The 14541-nt window shown below is 67.2% G+C and carries 14 protein-coding genes and 1 pseudogene; all 15 read right to left on the bottom strand.

Translation table 11 applies throughout. From position 1 onward, the window contains the following. Nucleotides 1-303 precede the first annotated feature (303 nt). The gene (locus EIP75_RS22845; protein WP_125245508.1) at nt 304-1023 is read right to left on the bottom strand and encodes a hypothetical protein; all 720 of its coding nucleotides are present in this window, start codon (nt 1021-1023) and stop codon (nt 304-306) included. Beyond that, the gene (locus tag EIP75_RS22840; protein WP_233585008.1) at nt 1020-1760 is read right to left on the bottom strand and encodes a cell wall hydrolase; all 741 of its coding nucleotides are present in this window, start codon (nt 1758-1760) and stop codon (nt 1020-1022) included. Before EIP75_RS22840 ends, EIP75_RS22845 begins: the two co-directional genes overlap by 4 nt. A gap of 116 nt (nt 1761-1876) precedes the next feature. Beyond that, a complete protein-coding gene (locus EIP75_RS22835) occupies nt 1877-2425 on the bottom strand; it encodes a hypothetical protein (RefSeq protein ID WP_125245507.1) in 549 nt (182 codons plus the stop codon). A 43-nt stretch (nt 2426-2468) separates the two neighbouring features. Next, complete coding sequence (locus tag EIP75_RS22830; protein ID WP_199758680.1) at nt 2469-3212, bottom strand: ABC transporter permease; 744 nt, start codon at nt 3210-3212, stop codon at nt 2469-2471. Further along, on the bottom strand, nt 3212-4462 hold the full coding sequence (locus EIP75_RS22825; protein WP_125245506.1) for an ABC transporter substrate-binding protein: 1251 nt from the start codon (nt 4460-4462) through the stop codon (nt 3212-3214). Before EIP75_RS22825 ends, EIP75_RS22830 begins: the two co-directional genes overlap by 1 nt. Nucleotides 4463-4482: 20 nt before the next feature. Then, a pseudogene (locus tag EIP75_RS22820) lies at nt 4483-5389 on the bottom strand (ABC transporter ATP-binding protein). Next, entirely contained in the window at nt 5386-6480 is a 1095-nt protein-coding gene (locus EIP75_RS22815) for an acyl-CoA dehydrogenase family protein (RefSeq protein ID WP_199758679.1), read from the bottom strand. The pseudogene EIP75_RS22820 and the gene EIP75_RS22815 overlap by 4 nt, the downstream one beginning before the upstream one ends. A gap of 7 nt (nt 6481-6487) precedes the next feature. Continuing rightward, nucleotides 6488-7051, bottom strand: a complete 564-nt coding sequence (locus tag EIP75_RS22810; RefSeq protein WP_125245505.1) for a carboxymuconolactone decarboxylase family protein — start codon at nt 7049-7051, stop codon at nt 6488-6490. Between the two features lie 162 nt (nt 7052-7213). Continuing rightward, the gene (locus EIP75_RS22805; RefSeq protein ID WP_125245504.1) at nt 7214-8155 is read right to left on the bottom strand and encodes an AraC family transcriptional regulator; all 942 of its coding nucleotides are present in this window, start codon (nt 8153-8155) and stop codon (nt 7214-7216) included. An 11-nt stretch (nt 8156-8166) separates the two neighbouring features. Next, a complete protein-coding gene (locus tag EIP75_RS22800; protein ID WP_125245503.1) occupies nt 8167-9171 on the bottom strand; it encodes a HEAT repeat domain-containing protein in 1005 nt (334 codons plus the stop codon). Nucleotides 9172-9225: 54 nt separating this feature from the next. Continuing rightward, complete coding sequence (locus EIP75_RS22795; protein ID WP_125245502.1) at nt 9226-10182, bottom strand: ABC transporter ATP-binding protein; 957 nt, start codon at nt 10180-10182, stop codon at nt 9226-9228. After that, nucleotides 10179-10973 (bottom strand): ABC transporter permease, encoded by a 795-nt coding sequence (locus EIP75_RS22790; RefSeq protein WP_125245501.1) that lies wholly within the window; start codon nt 10971-10973, stop codon nt 10179-10181. The genes EIP75_RS22795 and EIP75_RS22790 overlap by 4 nt, the downstream gene beginning before the upstream one ends. A 2-nt stretch (nt 10974-10975) precedes the next feature. Next, nucleotides 10976-12400 (bottom strand): ABC transporter substrate-binding protein, encoded by a 1425-nt coding sequence (locus tag EIP75_RS22785; RefSeq protein ID WP_125245500.1) that lies wholly within the window; start codon nt 12398-12400, stop codon nt 10976-10978. Nucleotides 12401-12464: 64 nt separating this feature from the next. After that, nucleotides 12465-12737: a 4Fe-4S dicluster domain-containing protein gene (locus EIP75_RS22780; protein WP_125245499.1), complete on the bottom strand. Its 273-nt coding sequence runs from the start codon at nt 12735-12737 to the stop codon at nt 12465-12467. A 41-nt stretch (nt 12738-12778) separates the two neighbouring features. Next, nucleotides 12779-14539: a fumarate reductase/succinate dehydrogenase flavoprotein subunit gene (locus tag EIP75_RS22775; RefSeq protein WP_125245498.1), complete on the bottom strand. Its 1761-nt coding sequence runs from the start codon at nt 14537-14539 to the stop codon at nt 12779-12781. Nucleotides 14540-14541 lie beyond the last annotated feature (2 nt).

The following is a 14541-nucleotide window of genomic DNA, read 5'->3' as shown; positions in this document are numbered from 1 at the left end:
CAGCAGCGTGACGTCCTTGGCGGCAGCGATCGTGGGGGCCACGGCGCCGAGGGTGGCGGCCACGGCCACGGTGCTCAGGGCCCACGAAAACAGAGTGCGGCGGAGGGTGCTTTGACGGCTCATTGCTTGTTCCAGACTTCCGGTTGGGGATCGTTGTTGATCGGATGAAGCAACTGTAAGAAAGCTGCAACCAACACGGAACGAATGGAAACGGCATTGAATATGCGGAAAACGAATACACAGTCGTGAGGAAGAGGCCGGGGCCCGTTGCGGGGCGTCTTTCCTGAGACTTCCGCCCGGCTCTCAGGGCTTTGAGACCCTGAACTCGTCCAACTGATCGCCCACCGACACGGCGCTGAAGGTCAGCCCCGTAGGCATGAAGCCCCTCTTGACGAGCCTGTGATAGCGGATAGCGAAGCCCTTGGGCTTGCTCTGGTCCGCGGGGGTCCAGACGGGGGCCTCGACCTCGCCAGGCCGCCCCTCAGTCTGCGCCAGGCCCCTGCAGGCGGCGTACAGCGCCGGCAGCTGATACAGACGTGCAGACGGCGACAGCAGGTTCGGCACCACGTACACACTGCGCAAAGGCACGGCCTGCTGGGCGTCAGGCCGCAATGATTCGAGACACAAGACACTCGGCCTGCCGGCAGCACCGGCCCGGACATACAGTTCGGTGCCGCGCGCATCCAGAGCCGTCATGGCTTCTGCAGGCATCCTGATGGCGCCTTGCAAGCTGCGCTCGATCCACCGCGGGCCCACCTTGACCTTGAGCTGCGTCCCGTGCAGCTCCACATAGACCTTCTTGCCCGCCACCAGGCCTTCCCAGGTCTGATAAGGCGTCTCCTGCCCCTCCAGGAAGCCCACCGTCATGTCGACTGGCTCGGTGTCCCTGAACAGTTGCCCCGGGTGGCGGGCATAGAACGCGGCGCTGTCCAGCACCTCGGCTGCCCGCGGCTGCCCACCTGGCAGCCAGGCCAACTGGATGATCAGCGCGGCCAGAACCGGATGCGCAGGCGCCTTGCTCACTTGTACTCCTTGCCCCCTGTGGCGGCCACATACTCGGGCGTGTAGCGCCAGAAAATGGTCTTGCCATGCGCCGCGGTGGACCGATAGACGCAATCGTAACGCCCGCGCTCTTTCGTGTTCTCGAGCTGCCCGGTCTTGGGGTTCTTGGCCTGCCAGTAGGTCACCACAGGTTTCGTGATTTCATCCATGTCGAAGATGTTGTGCTCAGGCTCTCCGTATTTGAAGCCGTGCTGGATCCGCGGATTGAAGGATTTCTTGTCCTTCAGGTCGATGCCATCCCACCAGTAGGCATCGTTGGACGTGTCGTGCCCCTGCCCAGCCAAGGCCTCACGCGCAGCATTGATGGCGATGCGCATGCCCTTGGACTTGTTGATGGCCGCCAGGCTGGCCGCCTTGAGCACGTTGAACCGGTCGTTCTTGCCATTGGCGGCGTAGGTGTAATTGGGATCCCCCGCCACCACCGCCGACACCTTCTTGTTGCCCCAGGCCTTGGCCCGGTTCACCACGGCGTGGGCGATCCCGGCGATTTCATCCTCGACGTCCGCGGTTGAGCCCTCGCCATAGGCGATGGCGGCCAGCAGGCGCACTTCCGCATCGATGGTGCCGGTCACCTCCCGGGCAAGACCGGTGGACGGATCCACCACGTACTTGAAGCCCCGGGTCGGATCGATCGGCCGGTGGAACAGGCCTTCCAGCCCATAAGGCCTGCAAAAACGCTCGTCATAAGGCACGCCCATGTCACCCCCCCTTGTCTGATGTCCAGAAGCACCTGGTCATGATGCCCATGCCCGAAACGCGGGCAAAGCCCTAAGACAAGGGAGGCAGGGAGGCGACCACCCTAGGCTGGCACACCTCAGGCGGCAGGTCGATAGCTCAGGCGCGAGGTCCACAGCAAGGCCACCACGCACCCCACGGCCACCACCACGGTGATCCAGACCACGGGCGCATCCAGGCTGGCCTGTTGGGGGTAGATACGCAGCAAAGCACCCAGGGCCACGGCGTTGCCCGCCGCCACCAGCATGGCGCCGGTGTAGTCGTGGAAGCGCCTGGCCCGGTTGGCGCCCTGGGCCCAGCGCGCATCGGTGTTGTAGCCGGGCAGCGAGCCATCGGCGTTGTCGATGCTTTCCAGGGTCGCCAGGAAGTGGCGCAAGTTGGTCAACGCGCGCTCGGCCTTGTAGTTCAGAAAGACCAGGCACAGCGAGGCCACCGGGAAGCCCAGCACCAGCCACTCCACCGGCACGCGCTGCCCTGCCTCGGGCCGAAAAGCCACCAGCGCGGCCAGCAGTCCCAGCAGCAGGGTGATGTACAAGGACAAGGCCTGCTGCCGCTGCGCGATGCGGGCGTTCAGCTCGTTGGAGGCCGCGATGAATCGGTAGTTGGCGTCAACGTGGCGAGAAGGCATTGCGTATGCGCGGGCGGTGAATCACAGAGCCCTGCAGTTTAGGCTAGTGGCTCCAGCGTGCATGCACCGTCCGCGCCAGTGTGTCCAGCGCATAGCCCAGCGCGCCAATGAACAGGATCACGGCCATCAGCTCGTCATAGGCCAGCCGATCGCGCGTGTCCAGGATGTAGTACCCCAGCCCGGCAGACACGCCCAGCATCTCCGCCGGCACCAGCACGATCCAGATCAGCCCGATGGCCAGGCGCACGCCGATCAGGATGTGCGCCGTGATGCCGGGCAGGATCACCCGACAGGCCACTTCCCAGCGGGTGGCCGACAGGCTGCGGGCCAGCAGCAGCCAGTGGGGATTGAGCTGGGCCACACCCGCAGCGGTGTTGAGCATCACCGGCCACACGGCCGCAAAGGCCAGCAAGAAGTACACAGGTGCGTCACCCACGCCCAGCACCATCACCGCCAACGGCATCCATGACAGGGGGGAGACCATGCGCAGCAGTTGGAACAGCGGCGTGGCGGCTTGTGCAAAGGGGCGCCATGTGCCTATCAGCAAGCCCAGGGGCACCCCCACGGCCACGGCAGACAACAGGCCCACAGCCACGCGCTGCAGGCTGAGCACCGTGTGCGGCCACAGACGTCCGTCGGCCAGCAGCGCCCACAAAGCCTGCGCTGCGGGCCAAGGCGCGAAGGCCCCCGCGATGGGTGTGCGTTCGTGCAGCACCTGCACACCCAGGGCCCAGAGCAGCACGGCCGATCCCAGCCCCAACAGCGGCCATGCGATTCGGGTCAGGATCACACGGCCACCACTTCACTGCGCGTCAATGATGCGGGCAGCCCGAACACACCCGGCCCGCCAACGGCGGCCAGCGCCTTGCGCACGAAGCGGTCGTCCACCAGGTCTCGCGCAGCGAAGGCCGGGTCCAGCTTGGCCAGGAAGCCGGCCTCGCCCTCCACACGGGTCTGGCGCAGGGCCCGCACCAGCTCCTGCGTGTACGAGGGAAAGGGATAAGGCTGGAAGTCGATGCGGCGCTGTGCCCAGTTCCTGTGGCGCACGATGCCGCTGGCTTCGTAGCCGCTGTAATCGGAGGTGGCCAGCACCTTGCTCAGCACACGCAGGTTGTGCGGCGTGTAGCGCTGGGCCCCTTCGGCCGACAGCAGGCGGGCCGTGTCGAGCTGGTTGTTGCGTGTCCACAGCTGCGCTTTCACCAGCGCGTTGGTGACGCGTTGGGACCACTCCGGCTTGTCATTCAGATCCCGCTCGGCCAGGAAGGTGACGCAGCAGGCATGGTTCTGCCAGACATCGCCCGAGAAGCGCAGGATCTTGCCCACGCCCAGTTGCTCGGCCGCGGCATTGAAGGGCTCGGCCACGATGAAGCCGGCGATGGCCTTGCTGGCCAGCGCCGACACCATCTCGGCCGGTGGCAGCACGATCAGGTTGACTTCGCGAGGGCCCAGGGCGGCATCACGCGGCTTGGCCACGGCTTCCAGGCCCTGGGCGCGCAACAGTTGCTGCAGCAGCACGTTGTGCACCGAGTACCAGAACGGGATGGCCACGGTCTTGCCGCCCAGGTCCGCCACGGTGTTGATGGCCGGTGCCACGGTGAGGGCCGAGCCATTGACGTGGTTCCAGGCCACCACCTTGGCCGGGAAGCGTGATCCATAGCGCACCCACAAGGTGGCGGGCGACAGCAGATGGATGACATTGACCTGGCCGGCCACGAAGGCCTCGACGATCTGGGCCCAGCTGCGGAACATGCGCGGGGTTTCCGTCTTCAGGCCTTCAGCCTCGAAGAGCTTGCGACCATGGGCCACCAGCAAGGGCGTAGCGTCGGTGATGGGCAGGTAGCCGATCTTCACGGGCTGGTCGTCGCCCTTGAAGGCCTGGGCGCGGGCATCACCGGCCTTGAGCAACAGGGAGGCGGCACCGGCAGCGGTCAAGGCCGACAGGCGCAGCACATCGCGTCGGCTCAAGCCGCAATCACAATCGGACGACAGGCACAGGTGCAGGCCCTGGCGGGCGGCTTTCGGATCGGGTTGTGTCATTCAGGGGTCTCCGGGATTTGTCAGGTGGCCTGCGGGCGCAACTGCTGCAGGGCCGATAGGATGTCCAGCCGCAAGGCGGCGCTCTCGGGGGCATGTGGATCACGGGGATGCGGCAGGTTCAGCGACCAGCTGCGCACCAGGGTGGCAGCGCCCTGCCCTGCGCCTGGGCCACATCCCTGCCCCATCAGCACAATGCGGTCTGCCACCTGNTGGGCCACATCCCTGCCCCATCAGCACAATGCGGTCTGCCACCTGCAGGGCTTCATCGATGTCATGGGTGACAAGCAGCACAGCGGCCTGCCACCGGTGAACCAGGCGCACCAGCAGGGTCTGCATCTCGGCACGGGTGATGGCATCGAGCGCCGAGAAGGGCTCGTCGGCAAAGAGCAAGGCAGGCTCGCGCGCCAGGGCGCGGGCCAAGGCCACGCGCTGCGCCATGCCGCCCGACAGGCTGGAGGGGAAGGCCCGCGCATGGGCCGACAAGCCCACGGCCTCGATGGCCTGGGCGATGCGCAGCGCCCGCTCTGACTTGCTCAACACTGGCTGGTGCTTGAAGTCCAGACCAAAACCCACGTTGCCGCGCACATCCAGCCAGGGCAGCAGGCTGGCCTGCTGAAAGACCAACGCGGCGCGAGGGTGCGGACTTGTCAACGCCTGCCCGAGGAAGGACACACTGCCGGCAGCCGGGGATTCAAGGCCGGCCAGCACGCGCAGCAAGGTGGATTTGCCGCAACCACTGCCACCCAGCAAGGCCACGATTTCGTGCGGACGCACGGCCAGGTCCACGCCGCTGAACACAGGGGCCCCGGCGCCGCGGTGATGAAACGCCAGGCCCTGAGATGACAGCGCGGGCGGCGGGCGCTGGTCAGACGTGGCCGACTCTGCTTCAGGTGGGCGGGCTAGAGCCGCGTGGGCTTGGGCGCTCATGCCGCCAGGCCTTGCGCCGCATCGTGCCGGGACAGCTCGGCGCGCAATTGCGACAGGCTGGGCGTGACGATGGGCACGAAGGCCGCTTCGCGCCAGCGCCGCGCAAACCCCGCACCATGGCTCTGCAGGTAGGCGCGGCCGCCACTGGCCATCAGTTCTTGTTCCACAGCATGCTGGGCGGTGTCGGCCAAGGCAATGCGCAGGCGGAACAGCGGCGCGGCAGCGGTCTTGAAGCGGCCATCGGCCAGGCCTTGGTGCAAGGCCTGCACGGATTGTTCGAGACTGTTCTCCAAATTCGCCACGTCGTCGGCCAGGCCATGGCGTGCCGCACCGGATTCGTGGGCCGCACGCAAGGCAGCACGGGCGAGGCCGATGGACATGCCGCATTGCAGCCCCAGAAAGGCGGGACGCACCGAGGGCAGGAAGGCGCGCGCATCAATGTGCAGGATGTGCTCGTCGGACAAGGCCACCTGGTCGATGCGCAGCGCGGCCGTGTTGCTGCCTCGCAGGGCAACCAGGTCCAGGTCATCGCTGCGCTGCACACCGGGCCAACCGCTGTCCAGGGCCACGATGGCCGGAGGCTGCCCATCGCTGCGCGACACAGCCGCCGCGACCACGAAGCCGGCCTTGCGCAGGTTGGTGACCCAATGCAGGCCACCGTTCAGTTGCCAGCAGTCGGCTTGAGGACAGGCCTCGATCTGCAGTGACTCAATGCCCGAGAGGAACTTCATGGCATTGGACAAGCCCGTGGCACCGGCCTGCCGGGCTTCCAGCAAGGAGGGCAAGCTGCGCTCGGCCAGCGAATGGTTGGGGCTTTGCAGCAGGTACTCGATGAAGGCACGCTGCCCCCAGAACACGAAGGCGGCCGTGAGCGAGCGCTCTGCCACGGCGGCAATGGCCTCGACCGCATCACGCACGTCGCCGCCCGCACCGCCCAAGGCGGCCGGCACACCGATGCGGAACAGGCCGGCATCACCCAGCACGGGCAGCAGCGTGTCGCTGTCCAGCGTGCCACGGTCCAGGGCCTCGGCGTGAGTGTCCAGCCAAGTGGCCAGACCTGGAGGCAATGCGCAAGGCGGTGTCATGGTCATGCCGATGTCATGCAGCCTGGAGCGCGCCCGGGCGGTAGGCCTCGAGCTGCGGGTTGATCGGAGTACCCGCCAAGTTGTTGGCGAAGTTGCACAGCGTGGCCAGGCTCACGCCCAGCAGCACTTCCAGCGCCTGGCCTTCGGTGAAGCCGGCAGCGCGGAAGGCAGCCAGTTCTGCATCAGACACGGCACCGCGCGTGGCCACCACGGCGCGGGTGAAGTCAGCCAGGGCATCCAGGCGCGCATCGCCGGTGGCACTGCCCAGCTGCAACGAGCACACCACCGGGGTGTCCATCTCGGCCTTCTTGAGCGCCACGGCCGTGTGGCCGGCCACGCAAAAATCGCAGCCATGCAGGCGGGCGGCCGTGATCTGCACCACCTCGCGCTCGGCCAGGCTCAAGCTGGCGCGGGCGTTGATGCCGGAGACGGTGAGGTAGGTCTCCAGCGCGACGGGCGCGCTGGACAGCACGGCGATCAGGTTGGGCAGGAAGCCGTTGTTGGCGATGGCCTTGTCCATCAGCGGACGGCTGTCGGCCGGGGCGCTCTCAACGGTGTGCAGGGTCAGGCGGGTCATGGGCGTGCTCTGTGTTGTCTTGCGGGGTTCGATGCGCCTGATTGTTCCGACAGCGCCTCTGGACGTCTACGCATGAACGTCGGGCTTTTATGCTCGATCGTCTGAAGCTCGTCTGCTTCAACGGAGCATCTCGCACCTGCTCTTCCACCTTTTGCCAAGGCTTCAGTGCAAGGCAGGTGCCCCGCCCTGCTCTCGCTGCTGACGCTGGCGTCGCCATGCGCCGGGCTGCGTGCCCATTACCTTCTTGAAGGCGCGGCTGAAGGCGGCGTAGGAGCGGTAGCCCACATGCTCGGCCGCGCGGTCGATGCTGTCGCCGGCCTGCAGGCGCTGGGCCGCGATGCGCATGCGCAGCAGCACCAGGAACTGGGCGGGCGGCTGGCCGCTGGCCTCCAGGAAGTGCTTGCAGAAGCTGGCCCGCGACATGTGCGCCAGGCCGGCCATGCGTTCGATGGACCAGTCCTGCCCCGGTTCGTCGAGCAGTTGCGACAGCAGCGGCGCGAACTCGGTGCGGCGCGCGACGGCCCAAAGGCCTGCCGCGACATCGTCCTGCCGGGCCACGTGGCGGATCACGTAGAAGAACAGCACGTCGGCCAGGCGCGCGATCAGCGGCGACGGTGCATCGGGCGATGGGCAAGCGCCGTGTACAGCTTCGGCCAGGATCAGGTCGAACAGGGGTGCGGCGGCCTGAAGGCTGAGGTCATCGGCGCGCATCACCACGTGCCGCGGGAAGGAGTTGATCAGCAAGCCGCCCAGCGCGCCATGGAACTCGAAGAAGCCGCAGGCCAGCCCTGTGGTGCCCGGCTCACCGGCCGAAAGAGGCTGCATGGGGGCAGGCGTCAGCACCGCGCCGCGATCGGGCGATGGACTGATGAAGTGCGGCAGATCGCGCAGCAGGAACACGCCATCGCGCGGGCCCAGGCGAACAGGTTCAGTGCCCTCGTCCAGATGCAGCCAGCACTCGCCGTGCAGCACCAGGTGGAAGCTGGCCAGCGAACGCCCCGCCGTGGATGCGCGCCAGCGGCCACAGTACTGGCCCACGTGGAAGATGGTGGTGTCCAGCTCCAGGCTGCCCAGCAGCCAGTGCACGAGGCGATCGGTGTCCATGGCTTTGGCGGCTACTGGGCCTGCAGTTGGCTCAAGGCCAGTCGTGCCACCTTGCGCACTTCCGGATCCGGATCCTCTGCAGCCAGGCGCACGGCCGGCAGCGCAGACTCATGCCGCGTCTCGCCCAGGGCAATGACGGCCTCCTTGCGCAGGTTGGCGATGGATTCCGTCAGCAGGCGAGACAGCGCAGGCACGGCGGGCACGGCGTGCGCCGGGCCCAGCTGCCCCAAGGCGCGCGCGGCGCGCAGGCGCACCTGCCACCAGCCGTCGTCCAGCAGATCCAGAAGGGGCTGGAAGGCACCGCCCAGGCGCAGCTTGCCCAGGGTGGTGGCGGCTTCTTCGCGCACCTGCCAGGCCTGGTCGCGGGTGGCGGTCAGCAGCGCAGGCAGCACCGCCACGCCGCTGGCAGGCGCAAAGCCCAAGGCGCCCACCGCGGCGCGCCGCACATCGGCATCGGGGTCGGTGCCGGCCAGCGTGGCCAGGCCCGGCAAGGCTTCTTCGCGCTTGAGCCAGCCCAGCACGCCCACGGCCTCCAGCCGCACGCCGGGCTCTGCATCGGCCAGCGCGCGCAGCGCGGGGTCGAAGGCGGCGGGCAGGCGCAGTTCGCGCAGGGCGCGCAAGGCGCTGGCGCGCACGAAGGGCCGGGCATGGTCGGTGGCCGCCAGCAGGGCCTCAGCCGAGGCGGGCTGCTTGAGCTCGCCCAGGCTGTGGGCAGCTGCCTCGCGCACTGTCGGCTCGGCATCTTCCAAGGTGTGCACCAGGGCGGCCACGGTGGCCTCGTCTTCCCAGTAGGCCAGGCGGCCGGCCGCCTCGGCGCGCACGGCGGCATCCGTGTCATGCAGGGCATGCAGCAGCCAGGGCACATGGGCAGGGTCTTCCAGCTCGGCCAGTTCGATCAGGGCCAGGCGGCGCACGGTGGCATCGTCATCGGTGAGGCGGGGCGCCAGCACCTGCAGGTCGTCATCCGCGTCGTCCAGCGGGGGATGCTGAGGGGGGGCAATCGTGGCAAGGCTCATGTTGGTGTGTTTCGTGTGTGCTTGTTGTCTTGCGGCGTGCGTTCGATGCGTGGCTCACACCGCGAAGCGCACCTGCGATGCCCGTTTGTCCAAAGCGTTGGCGGGATCGGCCGGACCGACCGGGTCGAGCCCCAGCGGGGTCAGGCGGGTCAGGGGCAAGGTGCTGTCGGGATGGCGCAGCAAATCCAGGCAATGGCGCTTGAGGCGGCCGAACTCGGGCGTGGTCAGCACCTCGGGCTGGCGCGGGCGATCGGCAGGCACGGGCAACTCATCGATGAAGCGGCCCGGCCGCGGGCTCATCACCAGGATGCGGTCGGCCAGGAACAGGGCTTCATCGATGTCATGGGTGACGAAGACGACGGTGGTCTTCAGGCGCGTCCACAGCTCGAGCAGCAGCTCCTGCATCTTCAGGCGCGTGAGCGCATCGAGCGCACCGAAAGGCTCGTCCATCAGCAGCACGCGCGGCTGGTTGATCAGCACGCGGGCGATCTCCACCCGCTGCTGCATGCCGCCCGACAGCTGCCTCGGGTACCGGTTTTCGAAACCGTCCAGCCCCACCTGGTGCAGCAAGGCCGATGCACGCGCGCGGCGCTCGGCCTTGCCCACGCCCTGCATCTTCAGGCCGTAGGCCACGTTGTCCAGCGCCGTGAGCCAAGGGAACAGCGTGTGGTGCTGGAAGACCAGGCCACGCTCGGGACTGGGCGCATCGACCAGCTTGCCATCGAGCGAGAGCCGTCCGCCGCTGGGCTGCAGATGACCGGCCAGTGCGCCCAGCAAGGTCGACTTGCCGCAGCCCGAGGGGCCCAGCAGGCAGACGAACTCGCCCGGGGCGATGTCCAGCGACACCTTGTCCAGCGCCAGGAAGCGGTCGGCGCCCTGCCCCAGGTGGATGCTGACCTGGTCGATCAGCAGGCGTCCTGTGGAAGGCGCGGTGCTGGAAGGCACGTTGCTCTGCGTGGCCGCCGGCACGCGCGCAAGCGAAGGCTCGACGGGGTGGATCACGGCGTTCATGTGCGTTGCTCCACAGGTTGCTGCCAGGGCATCAGCCACTGGCCAGTGCGGCGGATCAGCACGCTGCTGCCCATGCCCAGCACGCCGATCAGCAGCATGCCCACGATGATGTTGGCGTAGTTCTGCACGGTGTAGGACTCCCAGGTGTAGTAGCCGATGCCGTACTGGCCCGAGATCATCTCGGCCGTGACCAGGCAGAACCAGCAGGTGCCCATGCCGATGGACAGGCCGGTGACGATGCTGGGCGCCGCGCCGGGCAACACCACCTGCGTGAACAGGGCGAAGCGCCCCGTGCCCAGGCTGCGTGCAGAGGCGATCAGCCGCGCATCCACCCCTTCCACCCCATGGATGGTGTTGAGCAGGATGGGGAACAGCGCACCGACGAAGGTGATGAAGATCATGCTGCCCTCCGACGAGGGAAACATCAGGATGGCCAGCGGGATCCAGGCCACGGCCGGGATGGGCCGGGCCACCTCCAGTGGTGGCAGCAGGCTGAGCTGCGCCCAGCGCGAGCGCCCGATGACCAGGCCCAGGCCCACGCCCAGCACCGCGGCGAGCGCGAAGCCCAGGGCGATGCGGCCCAGGCTGCTGCTCAGGTGCTGGACCAGCCGGGGTGAATGCAGCAGATCCCAGGCGGATTGCAGCACCTCGGCCGGCGGTGGCACGTTGGCAAACGTCACCAGCCCCAGATGAACGCGCTGTGTCGATGCCCAGTGCCACAGCAGCAGGCAGGCCAGCAGCGACAGCGCCTGGGGCAGCAGCCGCGTGATCAGGGCGCGCGCGCGGGCCATGCTCAGCGCACCGCGGCGCGCAGGCCGTTGAAGTCGAACACCTTGCCCTTGTTGGCGGCGGCGTAGGCCACAGCAGCATCCTTCTGCAGGAAGGCGCTGTACTGGCCCTTGGCATCGGAGGCATACCAGGCCAGCGGGGCCAGCAGCTTGATGCGGTGGATCAGGTCATGCACATAGACGGCGCGTGCGGCCTTGCCGCCCTGCTCCACCTTGGCCAGGTCCTTGATGGCACCGTCGATGTTCGCGTAGTGGCGCACCTTGGGCTCGCCCTTGACCCAGATGCCGGCCAGGCGCTGGGTGTCGGTGATGGGCTTGCCGGTCAGCGCATCGTTGGCCTTGAGCGGCACGGGCGAATAGTCCTTGAGCTTGGCGTCGTAGTTCAGCCCGGCCTGCTTGAAGGCGGCGCGGATGAAACGGTCGTCGATGAAGCTGTTGACATCCTGGTCGCTGTCGGTGCGGCGCAGCAGGCGCAGCGTCTCGATGGAGGTCTTGAGCGCCTGACGGTATTCGGGCTTCCAGGTCAGGTCGCGCGTCTGCAGGCCCAGCGGGCCGTGGAACAGGTAGTTCACGGGCGCTTCGATGCCGGTGATCTTCTCGATCAGTTCGCTGTACCTCTCGGGGTCGGTTGCGAAGATGCGGTCGGCCTCGACAGCCGCACGCAGGTAGGCCGTGACGATCTCAGGGTACTTCTTGGCGTACTCGGCCGTGACCAGGCTGCCGTGGAAGGTGGGTGCGTTGGCCTGGGCGCCATCGAAGATCTTGCGGGCATGGCCGCGGTACGGAAACAGCTCGGCAAACGGCACGAAGTCGGCGTGGGCCTCGATCTTGTTGGCCTGCAGCGCGGGGCCGGCCACTTCGGGTGCCTGCGTGATGATGGTCACGTCCTTCTCGGGGTCCCAACCCTGGGCCTTCACGGCGCGCAGCAGCATGCCGTGCGCGGTGGAGGCAAATGGCACCGAAATCGTGCGGCCCTTGAGCTCGGCCAGCGAGGTGATGGGCGAATCCTTGGGCACCACGATGCCGTTGCCGCTGCCCAGCGTGCTGCCCGACAGCACCGTGATGAACAGGCTCTTCTTGCCGGCCTTGATGAAGGCCGCACCATTGGCCGAACCCGGGAAGTCCGCCATCGCGCCGATGTCCAGCTTGTCGGCCACCATCTCGTTGGTCAGCGGTGCGCCTGAGGTGAAGTTCTTCCACTGGATGTCGTACGTTGCATCCTTGTACTTGCCATCCTTGGGCAGGTACTTCTCGAGCAGCTTGAGCTCGCGGATCAACAGGCCGCCGGTGGCGCAGTTGATGGTGGTGTCCTGCGTGCCGATGGCGACGCGGATGGTCTCTGCCTGTGCGGCACTCAAGGTGGCCAGCGTGCTGGCCAGGGTGATGGCGCTGACGGCCAGGGCGCGCAGGGAGCGGATCGGTGCGGTCATGAACGTGAAACTCCGAAGTTCAGGGGGACGTTGAGGGGAGCACTGCGCCTGAGCTCTCGGGCTCTCAACGCAGCAGGTAGGGAATGGCGACCTTGATGGCGCCAGTGGGGCAGTCTTTCTCGCAGGGAAGGCAGTACCAGCACTCGTCGTACTTCATGAAAGCCTTGCCGCTGGACTCGTCGATGGCGAGCAGGTCCATGGGGCAGACGTCCACGCAGACGGTGCAGCCCTTGTGGGCGATGCACAGCTCCTCGTCCACGGTGACGGGGGCGTCGCTAAGCTGTGCGATGGTGCGCGGCGTGAAGTGGCCGGCGCTGATGGGGATGGTGCGGGACATGGTGGGGACTCGACGTAGGATTCGGGCTCAGGCAGGCGAGGTCACGCTGCCACGGGCTGCTTGGGTTCGGCTGGCTTGTGGGCCTGGTTCGGGTCGATGCGCAGGCGGTCGTAGGCCGACTTTTCCTGCTCGTCGATGGGCACGGTGTAGGGCTCCACCGGGCGCTTGGCATGGGCCATGCGGCCATTGGTGTCCTTGAACAGGTGCGCGTGGCAGAACCAGTCGGCATCGTTGCGACCGGGGTAGTCCACGCGCAGGTGGTACAGGCCCCAGCGGCTTTCGGTGCGGAACAGCGAGGCGCGCGCAGCCATCTCGGCACAATCGCGGATCACGGACACCTCGGCGGCGCGCATCAGCTCATGCGGGTCGCGGGCCTGCAGGTACTGCAGGTCTTCGCCGATCTCGTCGAAGCGCTCCAGCGCGATCTCGTACTTGCGCGTCACCTTGGGCGGCTGCAGGTAGTCGTTGACCATGCGGCGCAACTTGTACTCCACCTGCAGCGGCGGCAGTCCGTGCTCGCGGTTCAGGGGCGCGTAGATGCGGGCCTTCTCACGCTCCACCTGGCCTGCGTCCACAGCGGCGAACGGCGTGGACAGTGCGCGCTCGGCCGCGTTGGTGCCCGCGAACCAGCCGTAGGTGAAGGCGCCCAGCATGTAGTTGTGCGGCACCGCAGCCATGTCGCCGGCGGAATACAGGCCGGGCACCGTGGTCTCGGCGCGTTCGTTCACGTACACACCCGAGGCGCTGTGTCCGCTGCAGAAGCCGATTTCGGAGATGTGCATCTCCACCATGCGGTGGCGGTAGTCCGTGCCGCGCCCTTCGTGGAAGCGGCCGCGGCTGGGCCGCTCGTTGGTGTGCAGGATGGTCTCGATGGTCTGGATGGTCTCTTCGGCCAGGTGGTCCATCTTCAGGAAGACGGGGCCGTTGCCGCCCTGCAGCTCCTGGTAGAACTCCTGCATCATCTGGCCGCTCCAGTAGTCGCACTCGATGAAGCGGTCGCCCTTGCCGTTGGCCGTGTAGCCGCCCATCGGGCCGGTCACGTAGGCGCAGGCCGGGCCGTTGTAATCCTTGATCAGCGGGTTGATCTGGTAGCACTCCAGGTTGGCCAGCTCGGCACCCGCGTGGTAGGCCATGGCGTAGCCGTCGCCCGCGTTGGTCGGGTTCTCGTAGGTGCCCATCAGGTAACCCGAGCTCGGCAGACCCAGGCGGCCGGCCGCGCCGCACGACAGGATCACCGACTTGGCGCGCACCACATAGAAGTCGGCCGTGCGGCAGTCGAAGCCCATCACGCCGCACACGCTGCCGTCATCGGCCAGCAGCAGGCGCGTGGCGACCAGCCGGTTGGTGATCTCTACACGGCCGCGCTTGAGCTGGCGGTACAGCACCTTCTTGACGTCATGTCCCTCGGGCATGGGCAGCACGTAGGTGCCCATGTGGTGCACCTTGCGCATCGCGTAGTCGCCATTGGCGTCTTTCTCGAACTTCACGCCCCAGCGGTCGAGCTGCTCGATGGTGGTGAAGCTGTGACGCGCATAGGCCAGCACGGCCGACTGGTTCACGATGCCGTCGTTGGCCACCGTGATCTCCTTGGTGTATTGCTCGGCCGTGGCATAGCCTGGCACCACGGCATTGTTCAGGCCGTCCATGCCCATGGAGATCGCACCGCTGCGCTTGACATTGGCCTTGTCGATCAGCAGCACGCGCAGGGAGGGGTCACGCTCCTTGGCCTTGATGGCGGCCATGGGGCCGGCCGTGCCGCCGCCCACCACCACCACGTCGAATTCGAGTTCGTGTGTCTGCATGC

This window comes from Aquabacterium soli (assembly GCF_003933735.1).
Lineage (GTDB): Bacteria > Pseudomonadota > Gammaproteobacteria > Burkholderiales > Burkholderiaceae_C > Aquabacterium > Aquabacterium soli.
The sequence above is the reverse complement of the archived record's forward strand: the minus strand, read 5'-3'. Positions and strand labels throughout refer to the sequence as shown.